Annotated in this window: 22 protein-coding genes and 3 pseudogenes; 12 read left to right on the top strand and 13 right to left on the bottom strand. The window is 68.5% G+C overall.

Annotation, left to right across the window (positions count from 1 at the left end; all coding sequences use genetic code 11):
- Positions 1-3 precede the first annotated feature (3 nt).
- Positions 4-1,422: an FAD-binding protein gene (locus AX769_RS19575; protein ID WP_066282448.1), complete on the bottom strand. Its 1,419-nt coding sequence runs from the start codon at positions 1,420-1,422 to the stop codon at positions 4-6.
- A gap of 3 nt (positions 1,423-1,425) precedes the next feature.
- Positions 1,426-2,718 (bottom strand): MFS transporter, encoded by a 1,293-nt coding sequence (locus AX769_RS19570; RefSeq protein WP_066282447.1) that lies wholly within the window; start codon positions 2,716-2,718, stop codon positions 1,426-1,428.
- Between the two features lie 158 nt (positions 2,719-2,876).
- On the opposite strand from AX769_RS19570, the gene AX769_RS19565 reads away from it, so the two are divergent.
- The 4 genes from AX769_RS19565 to AX769_RS19550 all read left to right on the top strand — a co-directional run bounded on the left by AX769_RS19565 (position 2,877) and on the right by AX769_RS19550 (position 7,943).
- On the top strand, positions 2,877-4,148 hold the full coding sequence (locus AX769_RS19565; protein WP_239451861.1) for a CaiB/BaiF CoA-transferase family protein: 1,272 nt from the start codon (positions 2,877-2,879) through the stop codon (positions 4,146-4,148).
- Entirely contained in the window at positions 4,145-4,978 is an 834-nt protein-coding gene (locus tag AX769_RS19560; RefSeq protein ID WP_066282445.1) for a cyclase family protein, read from the top strand. Before AX769_RS19565 ends, AX769_RS19560 begins: the two co-directional genes overlap by 4 nt.
- Positions 4,975-6,396, top strand: a complete 1,422-nt coding sequence (locus AX769_RS19555) for an MmgE/PrpD family protein (protein ID WP_082763954.1) — start codon at positions 4,975-4,977, stop codon at positions 6,394-6,396. Before AX769_RS19560 ends, AX769_RS19555 begins: the two co-directional genes overlap by 4 nt.
- A gap of 77 nt (positions 6,397-6,473) precedes the next feature.
- Complete coding sequence (locus AX769_RS19550) at positions 6,474-7,943, top strand: dihydroorotase family protein (protein WP_066282443.1); 1,470 nt, start codon at positions 6,474-6,476, stop codon at positions 7,941-7,943.
- A 9-nt stretch (positions 7,944-7,952) separates the two neighbouring features.
- Here the strand turns inward: AX769_RS19550 and AX769_RS19545 are convergent, their stop codons facing one another.
- The 3 genes from AX769_RS19545 to AX769_RS19535 all read right to left on the bottom strand — a co-directional run bounded on the left by AX769_RS19545 (position 7,953) and on the right by AX769_RS19535 (position 10,687).
- Positions 7,953-8,861, bottom strand: a complete 909-nt coding sequence (locus AX769_RS19545) for a CoA ester lyase (protein WP_066282441.1) — start codon at positions 8,859-8,861, stop codon at positions 7,953-7,955.
- A gap of 3 nt (positions 8,862-8,864) precedes the next feature.
- Positions 8,865-9,653, bottom strand: coding sequence for an IclR family transcriptional regulator (locus tag AX769_RS19540; protein WP_066282440.1), 789 nt, complete (start codon positions 9,651-9,653; stop codon positions 8,865-8,867).
- 176 nt (positions 9,654-9,829) lie between these two features.
- Complete coding sequence (locus AX769_RS19535) at positions 9,830-10,687, bottom strand: CoA ester lyase (RefSeq protein ID WP_066282437.1); 858 nt, start codon at positions 10,685-10,687, stop codon at positions 9,830-9,832.
- Positions 10,688-10,939: 252 nt separating this feature from the next.
- Between AX769_RS19535 and AX769_RS24525 the strand changes: the two genes are divergently transcribed.
- Positions 10,940-11,128 (top strand): hypothetical protein, encoded by a 189-nt coding sequence (locus AX769_RS24525; protein WP_162269024.1) that lies wholly within the window; start codon positions 10,940-10,942, stop codon positions 11,126-11,128.
- Positions 11,085-12,530, top strand: coding sequence for a hypothetical protein (locus AX769_RS19530; RefSeq protein ID WP_066282435.1), 1,446 nt, complete (start codon positions 11,085-11,087; stop codon positions 12,528-12,530). Before AX769_RS24525 ends, AX769_RS19530 begins: the two co-directional genes overlap by 44 nt.
- A gap of 96 nt (positions 12,531-12,626) precedes the next feature.
- On the opposite strand, the gene AX769_RS19525 is transcribed toward AX769_RS19530, so the two are convergent.
- Positions 12,627-13,457, bottom strand: a complete 831-nt coding sequence (locus AX769_RS19525; RefSeq protein ID WP_066282434.1) for a hypothetical protein — start codon at positions 13,455-13,457, stop codon at positions 12,627-12,629.
- A complete protein-coding gene (locus tag AX769_RS19520) occupies positions 13,454-13,657 on the bottom strand; it encodes a hypothetical protein (RefSeq protein ID WP_066282433.1) in 204 nt (67 codons plus the stop codon). Before AX769_RS19520 ends, AX769_RS19525 begins: the two co-directional genes overlap by 4 nt.
- A gap of 375 nt (positions 13,658-14,032) precedes the next feature.
- On the opposite strand from AX769_RS19520, the gene AX769_RS19515 reads away from it, so the two are divergent.
- The 3 genes and pseudogenes from AX769_RS19515 (at position 14,033) to AX769_RS24830 (ending at position 15,515) form a co-directional block, all read left to right on the top strand.
- Entirely contained in the window at positions 14,033-14,752 is a 720-nt protein-coding gene (locus tag AX769_RS19515) for a response regulator transcription factor (RefSeq protein WP_239451860.1), read from the top strand.
- A 252-nt stretch (positions 14,753-15,004) separates the two neighbouring features.
- A pseudogene (locus AX769_RS26130) lies at positions 15,005-15,196 on the top strand (GDP-mannose 4,6-dehydratase); the annotation flags it as partial.
- Positions 15,197-15,332: 136 nt separating this feature from the next.
- On the top strand, positions 15,333-15,515 hold the full coding sequence (locus tag AX769_RS24830; protein WP_204249248.1) for a hypothetical protein: 183 nt from the start codon (positions 15,333-15,335) through the stop codon (positions 15,513-15,515).
- A gap of 29 nt (positions 15,516-15,544) precedes the next feature.
- On the opposite strand, the gene AX769_RS19505 is transcribed toward AX769_RS24830, so the two are convergent.
- Positions 15,545-16,015, bottom strand: a complete 471-nt coding sequence (locus AX769_RS19505) for a DUF805 domain-containing protein (RefSeq protein ID WP_066282431.1) — start codon at positions 16,013-16,015, stop codon at positions 15,545-15,547.
- Positions 16,016-16,190: 175 nt separating this feature from the next.
- On the opposite strand from AX769_RS19505, the gene AX769_RS19500 reads away from it, so the two are divergent.
- Entirely contained in the window at positions 16,191-17,771 is a 1,581-nt protein-coding gene (locus tag AX769_RS19500) for a protease pro-enzyme activation domain-containing protein (protein ID WP_066282429.1), read from the top strand.
- Between the two features lie 169 nt (positions 17,772-17,940).
- Here the strand turns inward: AX769_RS19500 and AX769_RS19495 are convergent, their stop codons facing one another.
- The 3 genes from AX769_RS19495 to AX769_RS19485 form a co-directional block, all read right to left on the bottom strand.
- The gene (locus AX769_RS19495) at positions 17,941-18,429 is read right to left on the bottom strand and encodes a nucleoside deaminase (RefSeq protein ID WP_066282428.1); all 489 of its coding nucleotides are present in this window, start codon (positions 18,427-18,429) and stop codon (positions 17,941-17,943) included.
- A gap of 266 nt (positions 18,430-18,695) precedes the next feature.
- Positions 18,696-19,742 (bottom strand): IS110 family transposase, encoded by a 1,047-nt coding sequence (locus AX769_RS19490; protein WP_066284059.1) that lies wholly within the window; start codon positions 19,740-19,742, stop codon positions 18,696-18,698.
- 68 nt (positions 19,743-19,810) lie between these two features.
- Positions 19,811-21,193 (bottom strand): cytosine permease, encoded by a 1,383-nt coding sequence (locus tag AX769_RS19485; protein ID WP_082763953.1) that lies wholly within the window; start codon positions 21,191-21,193, stop codon positions 19,811-19,813.
- 85 nt (positions 21,194-21,278) lie between these two features.
- On the opposite strand from AX769_RS19485, the pseudogene AX769_RS19480 reads away from it, so the two are divergent.
- Positions 21,279-22,681: pseudogene (locus tag AX769_RS19480) on the top strand (glucose-6-phosphate dehydrogenase).
- A 5-nt stretch (positions 22,682-22,686) separates the two neighbouring features.
- On the opposite strand, the gene AX769_RS25785 reads toward AX769_RS19480, so the two are convergent.
- Together AX769_RS25785 and AX769_RS25780 are read right to left on the bottom strand one after the other, a co-directional pair.
- Positions 22,687-23,055, bottom strand: coding sequence for a DNA polymerase beta superfamily protein (locus tag AX769_RS25785; RefSeq protein ID WP_255359406.1), 369 nt, complete (start codon positions 23,053-23,055; stop codon positions 22,687-22,689).
- A gap of 50 nt (positions 23,056-23,105) precedes the next feature.
- Positions 23,106-23,495 (bottom strand): annotated as a pseudogene (locus tag AX769_RS25780) (DNA polymerase beta superfamily protein); the annotation flags it as partial.
- Positions 23,496-23,528: 33 nt separating this feature from the next.
- Between AX769_RS25780 and AX769_RS19470 the strand changes: the two are divergent.
- Positions 23,529-24,224 carry an SDR family oxidoreductase gene (locus AX769_RS19470; RefSeq protein WP_066282427.1) on the top strand — a complete coding sequence of 232 codons (696 nt, stop codon included), beginning with the start codon at positions 23,529-23,531 and terminating at the stop codon, positions 24,222-24,224.
- Positions 24,225-24,321 lie beyond the last annotated feature (97 nt).

Raw genomic sequence — 24,321 nt, 5'->3', positions numbered from 1 at the left:
CGGTCAGGTGAGCGGCTCGGATCCTGCGGGATCCGGGCCGTTCGCCGTCGTCACCAGCTCGGCCGAGGCGTGCTGGGCGGCGAGGAAAGCCAGCCCGAACGCCGAGAGGAGGCCGTTGCCCGCCAGATATCCGGCTGCGCCGTGGCCCGAGATGCCCATGGCGGCCCCGCCCGACGCATAGAGGCCCTGGAGCGGCACCCCGGCAGAATCCAGCACCCGGGCGTTCTTGTCGACCCGAAGCCCGCCTTGCGTGTGGAAGAGCGCGGGCGACACGGCGATGGCCGCCAGCTCTCCGCGGAGGGGGGCCTCCCAGAAGTCGCGACCGAAGGGGTCCACGGCGTCACCGGCGGCGTACGACCGGGTGAGCGACAAGGTCGTCGTGAGGCCCGAGGCCGAGATTCCTGTGCGGGCGGCCAGGTCGTCCGAATCTGCTCCCCACACGACAGCGCCCGAGTCGGCGGCGTCTCGGAAGCTCTGAAAATCGCGACAGGCCTCGTAGATCGTGCGGTCGATGATGATCCAGGATCGTCCACCGGCTCGCTCGAGCGACTCGGCTGCGAACTCCGAATACCCCGCCGACTCGTTGCCGTAGCGGTCGCCATCGATGTCGACGAGGAACCCGCCGTGCATGACGGTCGCCCACCCGGCCAGCGCCTCGCCGGAGCGGATGACAGCCGCATGCCCCTGGTAGGCGTCGAGGAAGGCGGTGTCGGCGCCGAGGCGGGTGCCGATTTCGAGAGCCGTGCCTGTGGATTCCGCACTGCCGTAGTAGAGAGCATCGGCGATCTCGGGAAGATGTTCGTGCACGAGTCCCGAGTCGGCACCGAATCCGTTCGTCGCAAGGAGGACGGCCTTCGTCGCGATCTCTCGACGCCCCCGGGCCGTTTCGAGCACCACGGATCGGACTCTGCCCTCGGTCGTGACCACATCGACGAGACGGGCCGGCGCGAGCAGCTCGATGAGGGGGGATTCGCGCACCTTCGTCAGAAGCGAATCGACGAGAACCCTGCCCGCTCGCCCCGGAACAGTGAGACACCGGAGCGCCGAGTGGCCCGGATACTGGAAGTCGGTCACGAGCGACAGGGGCACCCCGAGATCGCTCGCCATCCATTCGACGAGGGGCGCGCTGACCTCGGCGAGAGCCTCGGTGAGCGCTCGATCGGCCTCCCCGTGCGTCTTGGCCATGACGTCGTCGACGAAGCGGGTGGGGGAGTCCTCGATGCCGACGCTGGATTGCCAGCGCGAGCCGGCGGCAGGGATCATCGAGGTCGTCTTCGAGGTGTTGTTGCTGCGCGAGAAGTTCTCGTTCGAGTCGACGAGCAAGACGCTCAGCCCGTTCTGCGCCGCGCGCAACGCCGCGACGAGACCCCCTCCGGCTCCGGCCACCACGAGGTCGAGTGCGTCGTCAGAGCTGCTCGTCACCGGTCACGCCACCTTTGTCGTCTCGAGCGCCTGTTCTTCGGCCAGTATCTCGGTGACGGGCTTCCTGGTCACGAAGATGAGGAGGAGGGCACCCACGATCGCCAGGATGCTCATGAGCACGAATCCGCTGGTGTAGGTTCCCGTCCCCTGAACGATGAATCCCATGATCAGTGGTGCCGCGATCCCGGAGAGGCCGAAGCAGGCGTCGGCGAATCCGGCGGCGGTCGCCGGCTGGTTCGGCGCGCAGTCGATGGCGACGACCCACCAGATGCCGCCGGTGACGAAGCCGAAGCCGACACCGAGCGAGATGAACGTCAGGGCCGAGCCGAGCGTCGGTGGTGCGAACGCGATCGGTGCGAGCGATGCCCCCGACAGCAGAAGCGCAATGCCCATGATCACGAAGCGACTGCGAATGCTCGACGTGCGGCGATAGACCCGGTCGACGACGATTCCACCGAGAACGGCTCCGATGCATCCTGCGGCCCACGGGGCGACCGAGAAGGCGCCGACGGAGGTGATGTCGAGCTTGTAGGTGGCCGAGAGGTACGAGGGCAACCAGTACAGGAAACCCCAGAACATGAAGCCCCACGCGAAGTATCCGGCGCCGACGATCCAGAGGTTCCGATTCGTCAAGAGCGTGCGCCAGTCGAGCTTCTGCTGTCGGCCGCTGTGCTCTTCCTCGAGCTGACCGGCTTCGATGTAGCTCCGTTCGGCGGCTGTCGTCCTCTTGCTGTCGTTGGGGGTGTCTTTGAGGAAGAACGCTGCGACCACGACCCACACGAGACCGATCACCGCCAGGATCCAGAACATGCCCCGCCACGTCGTTGCCGCGATCAGCTGCGTCACGATCGGTCCGCCGATCAGGAGACTGCCCGAGACCGCGACGCCGCCGATGAGGCTCAGCGCGATTCCACGCTCCTTCTGAGGCAGCCAGCGACTCGCCAGCCGAGTCGCGGCAGGAAAGCCGGGCGCCTCGCCGATCCCGAGAATGATCCGGATGATCATCAACCCGACGACACCGCCGGCGAGAGGGGTGAGAGCGGTCGACACCGACCAGACCAGCATGCCGACGATCAGGATCCGGCGCGGACCGAATCGGTCGACGAGCGGCCCGGAGATCAGGGCGAAGACCATGTAGCCGATCGAGAAGGCGCTGCTGATCGCTCCGTACTGGGCCGGCGTGATCGAGAACTCCTTCGTCAGCGGCACGACGGCGTACGAGATCGCACTGCGATCGATGTAGTTGATGAGCACCAACGCGATGATGACCGCGATGGTGAAGTGTCTGGTGCGCATGGAGCTCTCCTTTGAACAGAACGTGCAGCCGTTAGGACTGTTCCGCTGAAGGAAACAGGTTCCGTGAGGGTGCGAGAAGTATTCCAATGATGCTTGTTGTCTGTCAACGTCTTTTATTCAGGTGACATCGGATTGACTCGCCGAGTCAGACAGGTAATGTGTGTCGAGCATCAACAGCCGGTCGTTGTGCAGCGCCGGTCGATGTTTCTACCAACGGAACAGGACAACAGGTGACTAATTCGACGCTTCCCCTCGAGGGGCTCAGAGTCCTCGACGTCTCGACGATCCTCGCGGGGCCGCTCTGCTGTCAGATCCTCGGCGACTTCGGTGCCGACGTCATCAAGATCGAGCATCCGACAGGCGGTGACAACATGCGCGGCCACGGGGCCAGCAGAGACGGTCATTCGATCTGGTGGAAAGAGGTCGGCCGCAACAAGCGGACGGTTGCGCTGCGCCTCGGCTCACCCGAGGCCGCCGGCGTGTTTCGCCGCCTCGCCGGCTCGGCCGACGTGATCGTCGAGAACTTCCGCCCGGGCACGCTCGAGCGCTGGGGCATCGGTCCGGATGTCCTCCTGGGCGACAACCCCGGACTCGTCATCGTGCGTCTGACGGGCTTCGGCCAGACGGGACCGTACTCGGGCCGGGCCGGTTTCGGCACCCTTGCCGAGGCCATGAGCGGCTTCGCGGAGCTCACGGGCGAAGCCGACGGACCTCCGACACTTCCGGCATTCGGCCTGGCTGACAGCATCTGCGGCATCGCGGCGTCTTCCGCCGCTCTGGTCGCCCTCCGGCACCGCGACCGGACCGGCGTCGGTCAGGTCGTCGACATGAGCATCCTCGAACCGATCATGACGGCGGTGGGGCCGTCACCGACGAACTACCAGCAGCTGGGCGTCGTCGAGCAGCGCCACGGCAACCGCTCCACCAACAACGCGCCACGCAACACCTATCGCACCCGCGACGGAAAATGGGTGGCCGTGTCGACGAGCGCGCAGCGGATCGCCGAACGGGTGCTCACGCTCGTGGGGCATCCGGAGGTGATCGACGAAGATTGGTTCGCCGCAGGCAACACCCGCGTCGAGCACGTCGACCTCCTCGATCGCTACGTCGGCGACTGGATCGGCGAGCGGACGAGGGCCGAGGTGGTCGCGGCGTTCGAGGAGGCGGGCGCGGCCATCGCGCCCGTCTACGACTCGCGCGACGTCGTCGACGACCCGCACATCCGCGAGACGCGAATGCTGGTCGAAGTGGACGACCCCGACCTCGGGCCGCTGTTGCAGCACAACGTGCTGTGGCGCATGAGCCGAAGCCCCGGCGCCATCCGCTTCACCGGGCGCGGCATCGGCCAGGACACCACCGAGATCCTCACCGAAGCGGGGCTCGGCGCAACCGAGATCAGCGACCTCAGAGAGAGCGGAACCATCGCATGACGACATCACGACAGAGAACGGGAGACACCCTCCTCGCGGCGGTCGAGGGTGGTGTGACGACCATCGACCTGGGCCGGCAACTGCGCGTCGGCATGCCGCAGTCGCCGAACCACCCCCAGTTCTGGCACACCCTGCCGCGTCGGCACGGCGACATGTTGCGTCCAGACGGGGGGAGCGCCGCCAACGACATGATCTCCACCGGCACTCACGTCGGCACCCACATCGACGCGCTCGCGCACGTCTCGCACGACGGCAAGCTGTTCGGAGGTCTCGACGCCCAGGAGGCCGGGCGTGGCGGCAAGTACGTCGAGCTCGGCGTCCATACGATCGAGCCCATGGTCCGACGCGGGATCCTGCTCGACGTCGCCCGCCATCTCGGCGTCGACGTCCTCGAGGGCGGATACGAGATCACGGCCGCCGACCTGGAGGCCACGCTCTCCGCCGAGGCTGTCGACCTCCGACCGGGCGACGTCGTCCTGATTCGAAGCGGTTGGGGTCGACGTTTCGCCGAGGGCGCCCCGTACCTCGGGACCACGACGGGAGTGCCCGGGATCGGCGAGGCCGGTGCCCGTTGGCTGACCGATCGAAGAGTCCATGCCGTGGGAGCCGACACCATCGCCTTCGAGCGGCTGGCGCCGGGAGGCGGCCATTCCCTTCTGCCGGCCCACCGCGTGCTCCTGGTCGAGCAGGGCGTCTACATCGTCGAGGCGCTCGATCTCGAGCAACTCGGCGAACAGCGCGTCCACGAGTTCGTGTTCGTGCTCGTGCCCCTCAACATCTACGGTGCGACCGGATCGCCGGTGCGCCCGCTGGCGGTGGTGAGCGCATGACCGTCGCGACGATGACCCTGTCCGAGACCCTGGCCGTCTTCGCCGCGAGGACGGGCTACGACGACCTCCCGGAGGACGTCGTCGAGAGCGTCAAGATGCGGGTTCTCGACACCCTGGGCATCTGTGCCGCCGCAGCGCCCCTCGACACGAGCCGAGCCGCCCGACGGTGGGCCTCCGATCAGGGCGGAAACCCGCAGGCGACCGCGGTGGGCGTGCCAGACAAGCTTCCCGCGAGTCTCGCCGCGTTCGTCAACGGTGTGCTCGCCCACTCGCTCGATTACGACGACACCCACCTGCCCTCGGTGCTGCATCCGAGCGCGAGCGTCATTCCCGCAGCGCTCGCCGCAGCCGAGATGCATCACACCGACGGACGCACGCTCATCCGCGGCATCGCCATCGGACTCGAGGTCTGCGTCCGTCTCGGTATGGCCGGCTACGACGAAGCCGCCGGCAACTCGACGTTCTTCGAGAACGGACAGCACGCGACGTCCATCTGCGGCGCGATGGGAGGTGCGGTCGCAGCGGCGATCGTGGCCGGGGCCGAGCACTCGATCGTCGACGTCCTGGGCGTCGCGGCATCCATGGCGTCCGGGATCATCGAGAGCAACCGCACCGGAGGCACCGTCAAGAGGATCCACTGCGGTTGGGCGGCTCACGCGGCCGTCTCCGCCGTCGAACTCGTCCGCTACGGTCTGACCGGGCCGCCGACCGTCCTCGAGGGCCGGTTCGGCTTCTTCCAGGCGTGGCTGCACGGCAACTACACCCCGTCCGCCATCACGGACGGACTCGGTGACAACTGGTGCGTTCCCGGGATCTTCTTCAAGCCGTATCCCGCGAACCACTTCACCCACGCCGCTGTCGATGCGGCAGCGGCGCTGCGCCGTTCGGGAATCGACCTCGACTCCATCGATCGGCTCGTTCTCGGCGTTCCCGCGCCGAACTTCCCCACGATCGGCGACCCCATCGAGGTCAAGCGTTCGCCGGAGACCGGCTACATGGCGCAGTTCAGCGGACCCTACGCCGTCGTGGCCGGCCTCCTCGGCGGCGGAGGACTCGAGGTCGGGCTCGACGACTACACGGACGCCCTCGCCCGGGATCCTGCTCGTCGATCCCTCATGCAGAAGGTCGACGTCGAGATCGACGCCGAGTGCACTGCGATCTTCCCGCGCGAGTTCCCGGCCACGCTCACAGCGCACCTCTCGGATGGCACCACCGTCACCCAGAAGGTGCTCACCACCCGGGGCGGTCCGGCCCGCCCGCTGTCGTTCGACGAGTTGAACCAGAAGTTCCGCGACAACGCTCAGCGAACCATGAACGAGGCCGACGCAGAAGCACTGACCAGCGCGTGCCGGGATCTCGACGGCCACCAGGACATCGGAGCCGTGCTGCAGTCGATGACCCGTATCGATCCGATCTGACGCCGCACCGACAGATGACACCTCCAGCTCGAGTATCGAGATGGAGCCGATTTCTTTACCCAGGAGGAGAAACAAGAATGTCGAAATACGATCTCGTGATCACGGGCGCCAAAGTGGTGCGTCCTGGAGCTCCGGCCCCGGAGCAACTGGCCGTGGCCGTCTCCGACGGCCGATTCGTCGCGATCGGCGCCGATGTCGATCCCGGCGACGCTGCCGAAGTCGTCGACGCCGGGGGCAAGTATCTCTTTCCCGGTGCGGTCGACGTCCACCAGCACTGGGGCATCTACGACGAGCTCTCGGCCGACACGGCGAGCGAGAGCAGGGCATCCGCTCAGGGTGGCGTGACGAGCGGCATCACGTACATGCGGACCGGCGCATATTACATGAACCGCACCGGCCCCTACAGTGAGGTCTTCCCTGACGTGCTCGAGGCCGCGCAGGGCAACGCGTACATCGACTACGGGTTCCACCTCGCCCCCATCCTCAAAGAGCACATCGAGGAGATCCCCGACATCATCGACGACTTCGGCGTGCCGTCGTTCAAGGTGTTCATGTTCTACGGCAGCCACGGGCTTCACGGGCGCTCGACCAATCAGAGCTCGTTCCTGATGATCCCGGAAGACGAGTCGTACGACTTCGCCCACTTCGAGTTCATCATGCGGGCACTCCAGAAAGCGCGCCTGGATCCCCGGTTCGAAAAGGACAAAGACCACATCTCACTGTCGATGCACTGCGAGACGGCGGAGATCATGCGGGCCTACACCAAGCTCGTCGAAGAGGAGGGCACGTTGACCGGTCTCGAGGCCTACAGCGCATCGAGGCCACCTCACTCGGAGGGGCTCGCGATAACGATCGCCTCGTACCTCGCCTACGAGACGGAGCTTCCGAACATCAACCTGCTTCATCTCAGCAGCCGCAAGGCGATCGAGGCGGCCATGATGATGCAGAAGACGTTCCCGCACATCGACTTCCGCAGGGAGGTCACCGTCGGGCATCTGCTCGCCGACACGAGCACCGCCGCGAACCTCGGTGGCAAGGTCAACCCGCCGCTCCGGCCCCGTGAAGACGTCGAAGCCCTCTGGGACCACGTCTTGGCCGGCGACTTCTCGTGGGTCGCGTCCGATCACGCCTGCTGCAAAGACGAGGTGAAGTTCGGAGACCCGCGAGACGACGTCTTCCTGGCCAAGTCCGGCTTCGGCGGCACCGAGTACCTCCTCCCCGGAATGGTCAGCGAGGGCCGCAAGCGAGGCCTGTCGTACAACCGCATCGCGGAACTCGTGGCGAAGAACCCGGCCGATCGCTACGGCATGACGAACAAGGGCGACATCGCCGTGGGATTCGACGCGGACTTCTGCCTGCTCGACGACGAGGTGTCGTACGTCGTGCACGCGGACGACTCGTTCTCGGAGCAGGAGTACACACCGTTCGAAGGTTTCGAGCTGACCGCCAAGGTCACCGACACCTATCTCAGGGGTGAACTCATCTTCGCCGACGACGCGATGGTCGGCGCTCCTCGCGGAAAGTACGTCAGGCGATCCGGAAACTGATCGTCATCGTCACCGATCCGCCCGGCCGAGCGTCTCGCGGGCGGATCGGATGACGGCGGCATCGATGAGACGCCCCTCGGCGTCGACGGTCACGCCTCCCGTCGCGTCGCCCAGTCGGTCGATGATGTCGTGTGCGGCGACGAGCTCCTCGCTCGTCGGCGTGAAGACGTCGTGGATCGTGGGGATCTGCGAGGGATGGATGGCCGTCCGCGAACGGAATCCGAGGTCGAGCATCGTTCTGCTGCTCTCCGAGAACGCTCCCAGGTCGCGGAAGTCGGTCGATGTCGGAGCCACCGGAGGTTCGCACCCGGCCGCCGCGCAATCCAGGACGACGCGTCCGCGGAGGGAATCGAGAGCGGCGGCCGATCGTGGCCCGCGACGCATGCGGAGATCGGCGAGAAGGTCTACTTCGCCGATCCCGAAGGTACGGAGGCGAGGGTGTTCGGCCATGGTCAGGATGCGCGTCACTGCCGCCGCGGTCTCGAGCAGGCCGACGATGCCGACTGAACCCCCAGCGATCCCGCGACGGCTCTCGAGGTCGGTGAGAACGCGCCCGGCCTCGTCGAGGGAATCCGGCTCGCATTTGGCCAGGAAGACGCCATCGAGCTGACGGCACGTCACGGCTTCGAGGTCCGCGCCGAGGGCCGCACTGTCGACGCGGACCCACAGCTCGGGCAGCGATGAGCCTGCGCGTTGTCGGCCTCCGTCTGTGCCTCCGTCTGTGCCTTCGTCTCGTGAGCGAAGGGCATCGCCGACGATCGATCGAGCTCGCCTTTTGCCGGAAGCCGAGACGGCGTCTTCCAGGTCGAGAACCAGAGCGTCCGCTCTGCCTGCGCGAGCTTTGGCGATCAGGTCGGGACGGTCGCCCGGCACGTACAGGAAGGAGCGCGGCAGGGGAGAGGTGCGGACAGGATTCATCGTTCAGGCACCGAGAAGCGCCGTGATGGCGGCGGCCGCGTCGACGACCTGCTGAATGTGTTCACTCTGCGTCTGCGCATACCTCGCGACCGGACCGGACGAGCTGATCGAGCCGATCACGTTTCCGGCCGAATCGAAGAACGGCGCTGCGATCGACGCGGCGCCCGTGTTCCGCTCGTTGAGGGAGACGGCATATCCCTCGGCCCGGACGGTCTCGAGACGGTCTCGGTAGGCTTTCTCATCGAACTCCGGCGCCTCTGATGCCAGCTGCTCGACGGCCTCCGCGACGAACTGCGCACCGAGAAAGGCGAGGATTGAGCGGCTCGAGGCTCCCGAGTGCAACGGGAGCCGCGGGCCGATGTCGACGACCATCTTGACCTCCTGCGGGCTCTCGTACTGGTCGACGTAGATGCGCGAATGACCGGCGAGGACGGACAAGGTCGACGTCTCGTTCGTGTCGTCGCGCAGCTTTCTGAGGATCGGAGCGGCCAGGCGGCGCACGTCGACCTGACCGAGCGCCCGGGAGCCCAGCCCGATCGCAGCTGGGCCGAGCACGTAGCTGGAGGAGTGGAGAGCGTTCTGAGTGAGCGAACGCGAGGTGAGCGACTGAAGAATCCGATGGACGACCGTTTTGTTCAGGCCGAGAGTGCGTGCTATCTCGGTGACTCCCAGGGGGCCGGAGGCGTGGCCGAAGAGCAGCAGCACGTCCGCGACTCGATCGGAGGACTCGGTCCCGCCGGGTGTCACCACCGAACGGGACGAGTGAACGGTAGCCACGGGCACGTCTTTCATCCTCGAAGCCTAACGGCACGTGATGCCAGCGGAACACGTATCGGCGGATATCTCGCGATTGCCGCAATTCCGGATGTACGCGTTTCGCTGATAGGAACTATCACGCTGCTGTGATGGCTGCCCGCGAAGTGTCCTCGTCTGGGCGCCACGTAGACGAGCCGACCTGCTCGCCTCTTCTAGCTGGGCTGCACGCCGAAGGCGGTGGCGAGGCGCTCGATCTTCTGGGCGCGGCCGAGGCGCGGCAGGTCGCTGCCGTCGCGGATCACGCGCCCGCGCGCCTCGAAGTCGGCCAGGAAGTCGCGGGCCCAGGCCGTGTCGGACGGCGTCGGGCTGATGACCTCGTTGATGACGGGCAACTGGTCGGTGTCGAGGCAGAGCTTGCCGGTGAGCCCGAGGTTGACGGCGATGGTCGACTGCTCGCGCAGCACGCCGTGGCTCGACCCGACCGTCGGGCCGTCGATCGGGCCGGGCAGGTTGCCGATGCGCGAGGCGATGACGAGCCGCGAGCGCGGGTACGACATGGCCATGTCGTCGGCGCTCGTGCCGGTGTCGCGGCGGTAGTCGCCCGAGCCGAACGCGAGACGGAACGCCCCTCGGGCGCTCGCGATCGACGGCGCGATCTCGATGCCGAGGGCGGACTCGACGAGGGCGAGCACGGGCTTCGCGCCGTGCAGCCGGTCGAACGTCTCGGTGACGTGCTCGGCGGCCTCGGTCTTGGCGAGCATGACGCCCAGCAAGCCCGGCAGCCCGACGAGCGCGTCGACGTCGTCCGACCAGAAGTCGGTCGAGCGGTCGTTGATGCGCACCCACGCGCTACCGCCCTCGCTCAGCCACTTCACGACGCCGTCGCGAGCCTCGGGCTTCGCCTTCGGGTCGACGGCGTCTTCGATGTCGAGCACGATCTGGTCGGCGCGAGAGCGTGCAGCAGCGTCGAACGAGTCGGTCTTCGTCGCGTTCACGAGCAGCCACGAGCGGGCTATCTCGGCATCGGGGCGGGGTCGGGAGGTGGCGGGAGTGCCGGTGGAGGTGGTCATGAAGCCTCTGCTCGTTCGTCGTCGATCGGTCCTCCCACGCTAGCGGGCCGTGACGTCGTGTGACGCCCGGTCGGCCCCAGGTGTCGCCCGAATGCGGCTGTCGGACGACTCTGCAGCCCTCGCGGGTCGCCCGAATGCGGCTGTCGGACGACTCTGCAGCCCTCGCGGGGTCGCCCGAATACGGCGGGGGAGCCTGGATTACGGCGCCTCCAGGGGTACTGTCCCTGCGAAGACCGACCACGAGGAGCCATCATGACGGACCCCAACACGCCCGCGCACGGCGGCGGTCACCCCGCATCGCCCGCCCAGGTCGCCGAAGCCGACGGCTCCCTCGACGCCCCTTCGCCCCGAGCGAGCATGGAGCGTCAGCCGCGCCGGCGACGCCGACGAAGCACCTGTGGCGGCGCCGCAGCCCGAGACATCGCCCGGAGCCGAGCCTGAGGTGTCGCCGGAGGCCGAAGTCGCCCCAGAGCCCGAGGCCCCGCAGGATGCGACGGGGCAGGATGCCGAGAGCGGCTCCGACTCCGCCATCGCACTCGAGTCGGCCGACGCTCCGGCCTTCCCCGCGACCGCCCCCGAAGACACTGCGCCCGACGGCGGTGCTGCGCCCGCCGCCGAGGCCGAGGCACCGTCGGCCTCGGAGGCCGCCACGACGGCCGACGCACCCGAGCTCGCCGGTACTGCGCCTGCCGTCGCGGCCGACGCGCCCGCCGCGACGGCCGGTACTGCGCCTGCCGCCGCGGCCGACGCGCCCGCCGCGACGGAGCGCCCTCTCCCGCCGCTCTCGCCGCCGGCCTCCGCCGCCGCCTCGACCGGCGCGGCCTCGGGGCCGCTGCTCGACGACAGCGCTCTCCGCGCGGCGGAGGCCGTGCGCTCGGGCGAGCCGTCGGATCCTGCGGCCGCCGCCACGGGCGAGCGGCCAGCCGACGCGTCGACCTCGGCCACGCAACCGGCCGACGACTTCGACGACACCCGCATCTCGGCGCCGAACGGCGCCCGCTCGAGCACCGCCGCGTGGACGCCGCCCCCTGCTCCGGTGTCGCCCGCCGAATACCCGGCACCCGCCACGGCGGCGACGCCGACGCCGTACGCCCCGCCGCCCGCCGAGCAGACCGGCGCGACCGAGGCGATCCGGCCGATGACGAGCACCACGCCGATCTCGAGCCTCGGCACGAGCCCGGCCGAGAGCCTCGGCTTCACCGACGGCATCGCGGGCGGTGACGACGGCTTCACGCCCGAAGAGCTGGCTCAGCGCCGCTCGTTCCGCGACGAGCTCGCCTTCCGGCAGAAGCAGGAGTTCGCCGGCATCAACTTCGGCGCCGGCTTCTTCGGCTGGCTGGCCGCCACGGGCCTCGCCGTGATCCTGTACGCGATCGCGAGCGGTATCGCCGTCGCCTCCGGGCTGGCGCAGAAGTCGGTCATCACGGGCAGCAACGACACGATCAAGTCGCTCGGCTCGGCCTTCGACACGCACACGCTGCAGATCACGGCGCTCGTCGTCTTCCTGGTGGTGCTCTTCGTGTCGTACTTCGTCGGCGGGTTCGTGGCGTCGCGGATGGCGCGGTTCTCGGGGCTCAAGCAGGGCCTCGCGGTCTGGCTGTGGGGCATCGTGACGTCGATCATCATCGCGGTGATCATCGTCGTGATCGCGAGCCAGTCGTCGACTATGTCGTCGATCCAGTCGCGCACAGGGACGATGAACTTCAGCGACTTCACGTCGGCCACCTCGCTCATCGCCGAAGGCCTCATCGTGGTGCTGTCGATCGGCGGGGCGCTCTTGGGCGGCCTGGCCGGCCAGGGATTCCACCGCAAGGTCGACCGCTTCGGCATCGAAGACGTCTAACCCCCTTCACCCTTACCTTTTCGGCTCGCCCTCCCCGTTCGTCGGGGAAGGGCGAGCCGTTTTGGTAAGGGTTCGGCGGGGGAGGGGTCGCGCGGTTCAGCCGCCGAAGGCGGTGTACAGCACGCTGACGGGCGGCTCGAGCCCGGCGGCCAGGTGCACGTAGACCTGCCAGACGTCGTCGAACAGCACCTCTCTGAAGATGTGCTGCTCGTACCACTCGGCGAGATCGGCCTCGGTGGCTGCTCGGGCGCCGTCGGCGGAGGTGCCGTGGGCGGAGGTGCCGTCGGCAGAGGTGTCGCTGGCATCGACGGCGGGCTCGAACCGGGCGGAGGCGATCTCGTCGCCGTCGCGCGTCGTGATCCTGCGCCCCAGCAGACGCCCCGTCGAGCGCTGTGTGAACAGCATCTCGCCGGATTCCGGGCCCGTCGCCCTGGCCGGCGAGACGTCCACGACGCCGAAGGGCGCGTCGGGGTGCGGCCCCGAGACGCGCGTGCCGACGACCGCCGAGACGACGTGGGCACCCTCGGGCACCGTGGTCGGCAGGCTCGTGTCGAGCCCTGACGATGCGTCGTGCACGGCGCGCTCGGACGCTTCGCGAATGCGGTCGCGGGTGGAGTGCAGCGTGACGGCGACGTCGCGCATCCAGGTCTCGAGGCGTGCGAGCTCGGTGTCGGCGAACGGGGCCGGGCCCCACGCCGAGGCCGTGAAGACGCCGATCTCGGGCAGAGTCTCCCACTCGAGCAGGAGGCGGCTGAAGGCGCCCGCGCGCGGCATCAGCATAAGACGGCTGGTGGTGGGCGTCGCGGCGAAGTGCAGGTCGGGTTCGATGAGGAGGCCGTCGATGTCCACCGCCGCGCCGAACGCGCGCGCGGGCACGACGAGGCCCACGGTCAGCCCGCGCCAGAGAACTGTGGCCACGGCGCTCACCGGTGCACGATCGACGGGAAGACGAACACGGCGAAGATCAGGAAGGCTGCGGCGACGGCGAAGATCACCCAGGTGCTGCGGGGCAGGGTGGTCTGCCCTTCGCTGGCCTGACGCGTCAATCGGCGGTGGCGGGTCACGGCCTGCACCACGATGATCAGGATTATGGCGGCGACGAGGAGGGCGCCGATCAGGAAAGTCACGGCGTCCACTATCGCAGGTCGCAGCCTGCCCGCTAAGTTGGAGGGCGTGTCTCGGCTGGTTACCGAGCGCCTTGCGTCGATGAAGACGGGTCTACCGTCGCTCTCCTGATCCGAGCGGCGCGGGGCCCGAACGTCTCGACGCTGCATGCCCTCGGCTTTCTGAGCCGGGGGCATGCTCTCTTTCTCGCGAATTTTCACTTTTTTTCCTCATCGGTGACAACCCTCTTCCCTGGTTCGTTGCCAGGGAGTAGAAACGAGGTTGCCTCGCGACGCGGATCAGGGTCGCGAGTCGAGGCGGGGCGGGCCTCCTCCGGGCCCTCCCCGCCGTTCCCTCTCTTCGGCTGATGCTCGGTCTCGCCTCGCTACCCTGCTGGGGTGGCGAAGGTCGGTGAGCGAAATGCGCAGTCGGCGCGTGCGGGCAGCCCCGTGCGCGTCCTCGTCGTCGACGACGATCCTCACATCGTGTTCGGGCTGGTCGCCGCTCTCGAAGCCGACGGGTACGCGGTGTCGACCGCGGCCGACGGTACCGCCGCGCTCGCCCAGGTCGCCGCAGTCGACCCGGCCGCTGTCGTGCTCGATCTCGGTCTGCCCCGGCTCGACGGCCTCGCCGTCTTCCGCACCCTCCGAGCGACCGGCGACCGGGTGCCGATCCTGGTGCTCACCGCCCGCGATGACCCGCACGACCGCGTGGCCGGCCTCGACGCCGGGGCGGACGACTACCTCGGCAAGCCCTTCGACCTCGACGAGCTGCTCGCACGGGTGCGGGCCCTCGTGCGACGCGCAGCCCCGGCACCCGAGGCGACGCGGGCTCTCGGGCCGTTCGGCTTCGACGAGACGCAGAGGCTGCTGCGGCACGGCGACCGGTCCGTGTCGCTCACGCGCATCGAGACGGCGATCCTGTCGCTGCTCGCCGCCGACCCCGCGAGGGCGCGCACGCGCGACGAGCTGATGGATGCGATCTGGGGCCCGGACGAGGGCCCGCACTCGAACGCCCTCGAGGTGTACGTCAGCCACCTGCGCCGCAAGGCCTCGGGGCTCGCCGACGAGACGCTCGTCGCGACCGTGCGCGGCCTCGGCTACCGGCTGCTCTCGTGAGGCGCCCCGGCTCGCTGCGAGCGAGGCTAGCGGCGGTCCTCTCCGTGACAGTGGCCCTCGTCGTGCTCGTCGTCTCGGGCGCCATCTACCTGCTGGTCGTGCACCAGCTCCACCGCGGGCAGGACGTCGCGCTGTTGCGCGAGGCCACCAGGATCCAGCGGCAGAGCTCTCTGCCACTACAAGCCCTACGCCGAGCGGGGCTTCCTGGCGCGCTACGCCGACGACGACCGCGTCGAGCTGCTCGCCGGCGACGTGCGCGACCCGCACCGCGTCGACGCGGCAGTCGAGGGCACCTCGGTGGTGTTCCACCTGGCCGCCCTGATCGGCATTCCGTACAGCTACGACGCCCCCGACTCCTACGTGCAGACCAACGTGACCGGCTCGCACAACGTCGTCGCGTCGTGTCGTCGTCACGGTGCCCGCATGGTGCACACCTCGACTTCCGAGGTCTACGGCAGCGCGCGCTCGGTGCCCATCTCCGAGCAGCACGTGCCGGGCGATCAACCTCGGCACGGGTTCAGAGATCTCGATCGGCGACCTTGTCGAGAAACTCATCCTCGTGTCGGGGCAGGATGCGACGGTGGTCACCGACGCATCCCGCCTCCGCCCGGCGGCGAGCGAGGTCGACCGGCTTCTCTCCGACAACTCTCTCGCGCGAGACCTCACCGGCTGGCAGCCCGATGTCTCGCTCGAGGACGGGTTGCGCGCCACGTGGCAGTGGGCGGCGGAGCGCCCGGCGGGGTCGGGGGCCTACGCCGTCTGAGGCGCGAATCGCATCAGGCGGCGCGCCGGTCAGTTGCTGGGGCGGTCGAAGCGCTGGCCCTCGGGCTTCGAGGCGAGCGCCAGGAAGACGATCACGATGATGGTGCCGATGATCGGGATGAAGCCGAGGAAGAACCAGCCGCCCGACTTGTTGGTGTCGTGGAGTCGACGCCAGAACACGGCGAGATACGGCACGATGACGGCCAGGCTGAAGAGCAGGGTGATGATGCCGATGATCGTGCCTCCGGCGTTCATCCCGTTGCTGCCGCCGACCGCGTTGCGGATGATCCCCAGCACGATGTCGACGACGTACACTCCGAGCGCCCACCACCAGAACTCCGAGCGGCTGGCGCGGCCCGAGAACGTCGCGTACTTCTTGAGCGCACGGCGCACGGCGTTGGGAAGCGAGATGCCGTACCACGGGGCCCAGAGGGGCGGCTCGCCGCCGTTTCCATATTCGGGCTGCGACGACTGATAGGCGGGCGGGGGGCTGTACGACATCGATGTCTCCTTGAAGTGAGTAAGGGCTCGACGAGAGCTTAGAGGTGTCCGTGAGTTCGTGTCACGAATTGATCACAGTGTTGTTCTGACGGCGTCTTCTTCTCGACCCGGGCGCGGGGTGGCCGACCGCACCGGGCAGACGTCTCTGTCGGGGGGACGGAGTACACCTGGAGCCATGACAGACGCGACGAGCCCCCTCGACCACCTCGAACTCGTGCCCCTCGCCGGCAGCGAGAAGCCAACCGCCCCCGGCGTCCAGCCCGCTGAGGCGGCGCTCGGCTCCGACACGACCGTGCAGGCGACCCTCGTGCTACGCCGGGCCGCGCCCGTCGACGCCGCCACGGCCGCGACCACGGTCGCCGACCCGGACGCGTACGTGCGCGACCACGGCGCGGCCGCCGCCGACCTCGAGCTCGTGACGTCGACCCTCACCGGCCTGGGCCTGACGATCCTCGAGAGCGACGCCGCGTCTCGGCGCGTGCGGGTGGAGGCTGCTGTGTCGCTGGTCTCGCGCGTCTTCGGCACGTCGCTCGAGGCGGTCTCCAGCGAAGCTCCGTCGGCCGGTCGCGGGTCTGCCGCGCGAGTCGAGCACCGGCAGCGCTCGGGCGGCCTGAGCGTCCCCAGAGCCCTCGATGGCGTCGTCGTCGCGGTGCTGGGCCTCGACGACCGCCCCCAGGCCCGCGCACAGTTCCGTATCGCCCCGGCCGCCGCGGCGACCACCGTCAGCTACACGCCCGTGCAGCTCGGCGAGGCGTATTCCTTCCCGGCCGGCACCGACGGGACCGGCCAGACCGTCGCGATCGTCGAACTCGGCGGCGGCTTCGAGCAGACCGATCTCGACACCTACTTCACGCAGCTCGGCGTGGGCAGCCCGTCGGTGACGGCCGCCGGAGTCGACGGGGCGAACAACGTGCCCGGTCAGGATCCGAACGGGGCCGACGGCGAGGTCCTCCTCGACATCGAGGTGGTGGGGGCCCTCGCGCCGAAGGCCTCGATCGTCGTCTACTTCGCCCCCAACACCGATGCCGGCTTCGTCGACGCGATCGCCCAGGCGACGCACGCGAAGCCCACGCCCACTTCGATGAGCATCAGCTGGGGCCAGAGCGAAGACGCGTGGACGGCGCAGGCACGCAGTGCCCTCGACGACGCCCTCGTCGATGCCGCGGCCCTCGGTGTCACGGTCACGGCTGCTGCCGGCGACAACGGCTCGTCCGACGGCGCCACCGACGGCGGCAACCACGTCGACTTCCCGGCGTCCAGCCCGCACTTGCTCGCCTGCGGCGGCACGAGCCTGCAGGCCTCTGGCGCCACGATTTCGAGCGAGACGGTCTGGAACGACGGCTCGGGCCGCGGTGCGACCGGCGGGGGAGTAAGCGATGCCTACCCGCTGCCGACGTGGCAGGCGTCGGCCGGTGTCCCGGCGGCTGCTTCGGCCGGGGGCGGCCGCGGCGTGCCCGACGTGGCGGGCAATGCCGATCCTGCGACCGGTTACGAGGTGATCGTCGACGGCAAGTCGCTCGTCATCGGCGGCACCAGCGCCGTCGCGCCGCTCTGGGCGGCACTCGTCGCGCGGCTGGCACAATCGATCGGGTCGCCGCTGGGGCTCTTGCAGCCCAAGCTCTACCCGGCCGAGTCGGCCTTCCGCGACATCACGTCTGGCGACAACGGCTCGTTCAGCGCCGCGCCCGGCTGGGACGCCTGCACCGGGCTCGGCTCGCCCGACGGCACGGCGCTGCTCGCCGCCCTCCGCGGGTAGCCCGCCCGCCCTGCGTGGGCGCCGATGCACCTCCGTTCGGACGAATCCGGAGCTCTCCCGGGCGGGATTCGGTCTGATCGAAGGTGCTTCGACGGCTCGCGGGCGGCCTGCCGCATCCGCGGTCGGGCTGACAGCATCGTCGGGCAGCACCGGTGCGGGCCAGCGGCGGCTACTCTTCGCCGATGTCCTCGTTCCAGAGGGCGGGGTGCCGCTCGATGAAGTCGCCCATCACGCGGATCAGGTCGGGGTCGTCGAGAGTCGTCACCGCGGTGCCGTTCCCTTCGAGCCAGTCTTGCCCTCCCCTGAAGTTGACGGCCTCGCCGACGACGACCCGACCGATGCCGAACTGCCGCACCAGCCCCGAGCAGTACCAGCAGGGCGACAGCGTCGTCACCATGGTCGTGCGGCGGTAGCTCTTCTGGCGGCCCGCGGCGAGGAAGGCGCTCGTCTCGCCGTGCAGGGCCGGGTTGTCGCCCTGCACGCGCATGTTGTGGCCCGCGCCGAGCAGGTGCCCGGCCTCGTCGAACAGTGCCGCCCCGATGGGGATGCCGCCCTCGTCGAGCGAGAGCTGCGCCTCGGCGCGGGCGACTTCGAGCTTCTCGGCGTCGGTCGCGTAGACGGTGTCGGTCGCGGAGACCGCGTCGGCAGCCTCGCTCACGCGACGTCGTCGGCCGAGTCGATGCCCACCGGCACGTCGTCGCGCCCGACCGTGCCGAGCGGTGCCCCGAGGGCCGGCTTGAACAGCCGGAAGAACACCCAATACAGCAGGCCCGCGAGGACGAAACCGACGAGGGCGGTGATGTCGCCGAGACCGGTGTGCGCAGCGATCGGGCCCGTGTAGAACTCCTCGTCGCAGAACAGCCAGATCGAGACGAAGGCTGCGACAGCGAAGGCTATCAGGCCTGATCCTTCTATGGTTCGTTGTCAACCCATGAGGCTGTTGAGTTGCCGGAAGATTTGACGAGCGACATAGCGTTTGAGGCAGCGTCGGATCTCTCGTCGGGATTTACCCTCTGCCGTCCGCCTATCGACGTAGGCCCGAGTTCCAGCATCGGAGACCATGCGGGTGCGGGCGATAATATCCATCGCCCGGTTCAGTTGACGGTCGCCGCGGCGGCTGAGACGGTGCCGGACGACGTTGCCGCTGGAGGCCTGGAGTGGGGCGACGCCGGCGAGACTGGCGAAGGCGGCTTCGGATCGGATGCGCCCTCGATGCGAATAGGCCGCGAGGATGATGGCCCCGGTGACCGGCCCGACGCCTTTGATGTTCAGAAACCCGGGCGCGAGTTCCTGGACGTGATGGGCCAGAGCAGCATGATTCTGATCGAGTTGCCTTGTTGCGGCGAGAATACTGGTGGCGAGTCGTTTCGCTTCCGATCGGATTGTTCCGATGACGGAGTCGTCCGTGCAGCGCTCACGCCACCCACCCACGGTCTGCACCTGCGACACGGTCAGCGGGCGGCGTGCGTCGACGCCGAGGCTGAAACTGCGAAGGAGCGCGGTAAGCATGTTGTTGTCGGCGGTTCGACGGCTGTCCAACGCCTGACGAGCGACGAGGAGGACTCGCAGTGCTGACCGGATGCCCTCGGCTCGTGGGGTGCTGAGTTCGCTCAGGGGCGAGGCAATAGCGGTCCGCGCGGCCGCGATCGCGTCGATCTCGTCAGATTTTCCGTGCGCGGACCGGGTAGCACGTCGTGGTGGCTTCACCTCCCGAACCTCAATGCCCTCGGCCTGGAGAGCGCGGGTGAGGGTTGCACCATAGGAGCCGGTTCCCTCGATGGCGACGAGCATTGATTCTGGAGCGCGTCGATTTATCCAGCTCCTCGCCCGGGCGAGCCCGGCAGGGCTAGTGGGGAATACTGCCGTGCCAAGGATCTCTCCGGTACGAGCCTCGACAGCGGCGTACGTGTGGGTCCTGGCGTGGGTGTCCACACCGATCACATGTGTGAATTCGTCTGCCACGATAGTCACCGTGGTCCATCCTTCCTCGAAGTGGTCTCTCTCAGCCATGACCTGGGAAAATGCTACGAGGCGTGTCTCTAACGAGCCACAAGTCCGCTGACGCGGAACTTGGGCAACCTTCTATCAAGCCATCGGAACGGGCCAGGTCGATGCAGGTCCCGCCGGACGGACAGATCAGACCAAAGGCACCGTCGTGAAACGAGCCAGACCAGTAGAGAGTCACATCCGGCAGAACCGTGCACCAGCCTGCCAGCCAATCCCAGACCGGCCACAACCATTAGAGACCAGTTGCGGTAGCGACGGTGGTCGGGCAGCAGCTCGGCGATCGAGGTGCCGCGCCGCAGCAGGCGGTCGACGAGCACCACGCCGAGCCACGGCGCGATCCAGTAAGCGATGACGAGCAAGAAGTTGTTGTACTTCTGGCCGGCATCGGCCAGAGCGCTCCATGCGATGAAGAAGCCGATCACACCGAACCCGACGGCAACGATCGCTCGCCGCAGGCTGAACGGGATCTTGATCCCGGCGGCGAGGAACGACATGGCGCCGGAGTAGATGTTGAGCGCATTGGCGGCGATGGCTCCGACCGCGATGGCCACGAGGGTGAAGTCCTTCACGACCGTCGGCATCGACGAGACGAAGGCGCCCGTCGGGTCGTTCGCGCTCATCGCGATGGTGGCCGATGCGGCGCCGGCGGCCATGAGCACCATGCACGAGACGAAGTTGCCGAGACCGGCGGCCCAAGCGATCGTGGAGCGGCGCGTCGAGGCCGGAAGGTAGCGGCTGTAGTCGGACGCGTAGGGGTTCCAGCCGCACGCGTAGCCGAACGCCGCGGCTGCCGTGATCGTGAAGGCGAAGAAGTGGAAGCCGCCGCCCTTGGGCTCGTAGCCGACGTGCGCGTGCGCGAAGATCGTGATCGTTGCGACGAGGAAGATCACGCCGAGCACGTAGGCGGCGTAGCGCTCGAAGATCTGCACGAGGTCGTGCCCGACGAACGCGACGGCGACCTCGATCACGACGATGATCAGGAGGGCCAGCACGGTCGGCATGCCGGTCAGTGTCGACAAGGCGAACGCGCCACTGATCGAGTTGACCGCGAACCAGCCGAGCCCCGCCATGACGGTGTTGATCCCCGCGGGCAGGATGTTGCCGAAGAATCCGAAGGCGGACCGGCTCAGAACGAGTTGCGCAAGCCCCTCGCGCGGGCCCCAGGTCGACAGGATGCCCTGCGTCAGCGCACCGAGAGCGTTGCCGAGAGCCAACGCAAGGATCGCCTGCCAGAAGCTGAGGCCGACGGAGATGCCGAGCACACCGACGAAGATCGTCGCGAACTCGAGGTTCGGCGAGGTCCACGTCGCGAACAGCTGCCACGGCGACCCGTGGCGGCGTTCGGTCGGGATGGCTTCGATGCCGCCCTGTTCGATGGCGGCGGGTCGGGCGCGAGGTGCATCGAGGATGGCCATGCGTCAAGGATATTGCCAGGTGGGCCTCATGTCGGACCCGGGTCGTGCGGGCGCTCGGCGAGCCCGGAGGACTAGCGTCCACCCCATGGCCACAGAGAAGTCATCGTCCCTGCTCATCCTCGGTGCATCGGGCGACCTCGCCGCCCGTCTGCTCATGCCCGGCCTCGCCGGGCTCCTCACCCACGAGCCGGATCGGCGCGTGCAGCTCGTCGGCGCCGGCGTCGAAGACCTGAGCGACGCCGAGTGGAAGGCGCGCGTCAAGGAGTCGTTCGCGAGCGTCAAGGCGAAGGGGCCGGGGGCGACCGCGACCCTGAAGTCGACCAAGTACATCAAGGCGGACGTCACGGCGAAAGACGACCTCGACACGCTCGTGAAAGCGTGCGATCAGGATCCTGCGATTTATTTCGCCCTCCCGCCCGCGATCACCGAGCTCGCCTGCGCCCAGCTGCAGAAGATCGACCTGCCCCGAAGACGTCGCTGGCCCTCGAGAAGCCCTTCGGCACCGACGAGCGCAGCGCGAAGAAGCTCAACGCGTTGCTGCAGAAGATCGTGCCCGAAGACAGGATCCACCGGGTCGACCACTTCTTGGGCCGGTCGACGGTGCTGAACCTCCTCGGCCTCCGCTTCGCGAACCGCCTGATCGAGCCGATGCTCTCGAACCGCGACGTCGCCAACATCGAGATCGTCTACGACGAGCAGCTCGCTCTCGAGAACCGTGCCCGTTACTACGACCACGCCGGCGCTCTCGTCGACATGATCCAGAGCCACCTGCTCCAGGTGCTCGCCGTGCTCGTGATGGAGGCACCTGCGTCGCTCACCGCTCAAGACGTCCGCGATCAGAAGCAGCTCGCCCTCCGCGCCATGCGCATCTGGAACGACGACCCGTCGACGAGCCGCCGGGCCCGCTACACGGCTGGCACGATCGCGGGCCGCAAGCTGCCGGCATACGTGAAGGAGGACGGCGTCGATCCTGCCCTCAACACCGAGACGCTCGCCGAAGTCGTCGTCGAGGTGCGCAACATGCGCTGGGCCGGAGTGCCCATCATGCTGCGCTCGGGCAAGGCGCTGGTCGACTACCGGCGTGAGATCGTCGTCACCTTCAAGCCGCCGACGCACGTGCCGCCGGAGTTCCACAGCCTCAAGGCGCCCGACCGCATGCGCATCATGATCGACCCCGACGAGATGTTCCTCGAGCTGAACGTCAACGGCCCTGGCGACCCCTACGTCATCGACCGCGCCTCGCTCGAAGCGGTGTTCAACCCGGGCGACCTGCCCGCCTACGGCGAAGTGCTGTCGGGCATCCTCGACAGCGACGCGAGCCTGTCGGTGCGCGGCGACGCGGCCGTCGAGGGCTGGCGGATCGTCGCGCCGGTGCTGAAGGCGTGGAAGGCGAACAAGGTGCCGCTCGACGAGTACCCCGCGGGCAGTGACGGCCCCAAGTCGTGGCCCCGCGGCCTCGCCGAGTCGTCGCCCGCGCAGAAGCGCTAGCGCCGCTAGCGTCGCCCGCTGCGCTCGATCACGTCACGGAAGAACGCGTCGGCCGCCTTCTGCTTGTCGGCGGCCGACCGTGACTCGGCCCGTTCGTAGAGCGTCATCGCACGCTCGAACTGGGCGTCGACGAACTTCAGGATTGCGGGCGGCGGCGTGCCGACTCCGAGTTCGCGAGTGGCCCGCTTCAGCTCGAGCAGGTCGGCGGTCTCGGTGAGGAGAGCCGGGGGCGGGTCGCTCTCGGCCAGAAGCGTCGACAGCTGCATCGGCACGACGCCCGAGGTCGGGTTGACCTCGAGCCAACGCAGGGCAGTGGCCGCGCGCAGAGCGTAGAAGACCCCTTGAGCTTGATCGGCTCGTCCGACGTGCGCCACTGGTTCCGCCCGACGTGCAGGTAGTGACGCCCGGTGAGAGCCCGGTCGGCGACCTCGTCGGCGAGGCCCAGGAAGGCGTCGCGAAAGGCCTCGTCGCCCTGGTAGACGATGGGAGACCGCAGCCACTCGACCACGACGGCGTTGCCGCGCGTCAGCAGACGGACCGCCTTCGCGAGGTCCCACCCGTTGACGTCGAAGATCTCGTCGAGAGGCGTCTCGATCACGTCGCGGGCCGGCCAGAGCGAGAGATAGTGGTCTCGTGGTTGCACATAGACGAACCGGCAGTCGTAGTCGCTGTCGGGGGAGGGGAAGCCCCACGCGCGACTGCCGCTCTCGATCGCCCACGGCACGACCACGTCGTGCTCGACGGCCACGCCGGCGAGGCGGGCGTCGATCTCGCTGACGACGGCAGGATCGAGGTCGGTCGGCACGTTCCGCATCTCACGACCGTACCCGACGGCCAGAATGGAATCATGACTCTCGGCCCCCGACCCACTGCCCTCATCACCGGCGCCACCCGCGGCATCGGCCGCGCGATCGCCCTCGATCTCGGCCAGACGCACCGCGTGATCCTCGGCGGTCGCGACCAGGCGGCACTCGATGCGCTCGCCGCCGAGCTGCCCGACGCGGCGACGTGGGCGGCCGATGTCGCGACCGGCGACCTCGACGGCCTCCTGCCGCTGATCGACGGCGGGCTCGACGTCCTCGTCCACTCGGCCGGGGTGCTGGGCGGCACGGCGGTGGCCGACACCCCGGTCGATGAGTGGCGGCGCGTCTTCGAGATCAACGTCTTCGCGGTCGCCGAGATCACCCGGATCGCCCTGCCGGCCCTCCGCGCATCCCAGGGCACCGTCATCCTGATCAATTCCGGCTCGGGGTTCGTGTCGGGCCCGCGCGGGTCGGTCTACGCCGCGAGCAAGTTCGCGCTGCGGGCGCTGGCCGACGCGCTGCGCGACGAGGAGCGCGCGAACGGCGTGCGGGTCAGCTCGGTGCACCCGGGGCGCACCGACACCGACATGCAGCACGAGCTCGTCGAGGCGCAGGGCGGCAGCTACGACGAGTCGCTCTACCTGCACGCCGACGACATCGCCCGCGCCGTCCGCCTCGTGGTCGACCTGCCGCACGGCGCCGTCGCCGAGACGGTCAGCGTGCGCCCTCTCGGTCGCTGACCCCCCGCCCGCCCCCTCCGTTCTACCCATAGGTAGCGCCCTCCCGACAGGAAATTTCTGTGCGGAAGCGCGCCACCTATAGGTAAAACGGGAGGGG

Source organism: Frondihabitans sp. PAMC 28766 (genome assembly GCF_001577365.1).
Lineage (GTDB): Bacteria > Actinomycetota > Actinomycetes > Actinomycetales > Microbacteriaceae > Frondihabitans.
Note: the sequence above shows the minus strand (reverse complement) of the source record. Positions and strands in the feature narration are given on the sequence as shown.

Coding starts and splice junctions, on each gene's coding strand:
- AX769_RS19540 (WP_066282440.1), bottom strand. CDS start 9,653: ATGAAAGACGTGCCCGTGGCTACCGTTCACTCGTCCCGTTCGGTGGTG.
- AX769_RS19545 (WP_066282441.1), bottom strand. CDS start 8,861: ATGAATCCTGTCCGCACCTCTCCCCTGCCGCGCTCCTTCCTGTACGTG.
- AX769_RS19570 (WP_066282447.1), bottom strand. CDS start 2,718: ATGCGCACCAGACACTTCACCATCGCGGTCATCATCGCGTTGGTGCTC.
- AX769_RS19485 (WP_082763953.1), bottom strand. CDS start 21,193: ATGGCCATCCTCGATGCACCTCGCGCCCGACCCGCCGCCATCGAACAG.
- AX769_RS19535 (WP_066282437.1), bottom strand. CDS start 10,687: ATGACCACCTCCACCGGCACTCCCGCCACCTCCCGACCCCGCCCCGAT.
- AX769_RS19555 (WP_082763954.1), top strand. CDS start 4,975: ATGACCGTCGCGACGATGACCCTGTCCGAGACCCTGGCCGTCTTCGCC.
- AX769_RS24525 (WP_162269024.1), top strand. CDS start 10,940: ATGACGGACCCCAACACGCCCGCGCACGGCGGCGGTCACCCCGCATCG.
- AX769_RS19470 (WP_066282427.1), top strand. CDS start 23,529: ATGACTCTCGGCCCCCGACCCACTGCCCTCATCACCGGCGCCACCCGC.
- AX769_RS19560 (WP_066282445.1), top strand. CDS start 4,145: ATGACGACATCACGACAGAGAACGGGAGACACCCTCCTCGCGGCGGTC.
- AX769_RS19550 (WP_066282443.1), top strand. CDS start 6,474: ATGTCGAAATACGATCTCGTGATCACGGGCGCCAAAGTGGTGCGTCCT.
- AX769_RS19500 (WP_066282429.1), top strand. CDS start 16,191: ATGACAGACGCGACGAGCCCCCTCGACCACCTCGAACTCGTGCCCCTC.
- AX769_RS19505 (WP_066282431.1), bottom strand. CDS start 16,015: ATGTCGTACAGCCCCCCGCCCGCCTATCAGTCGTCGCAGCCCGAATAT.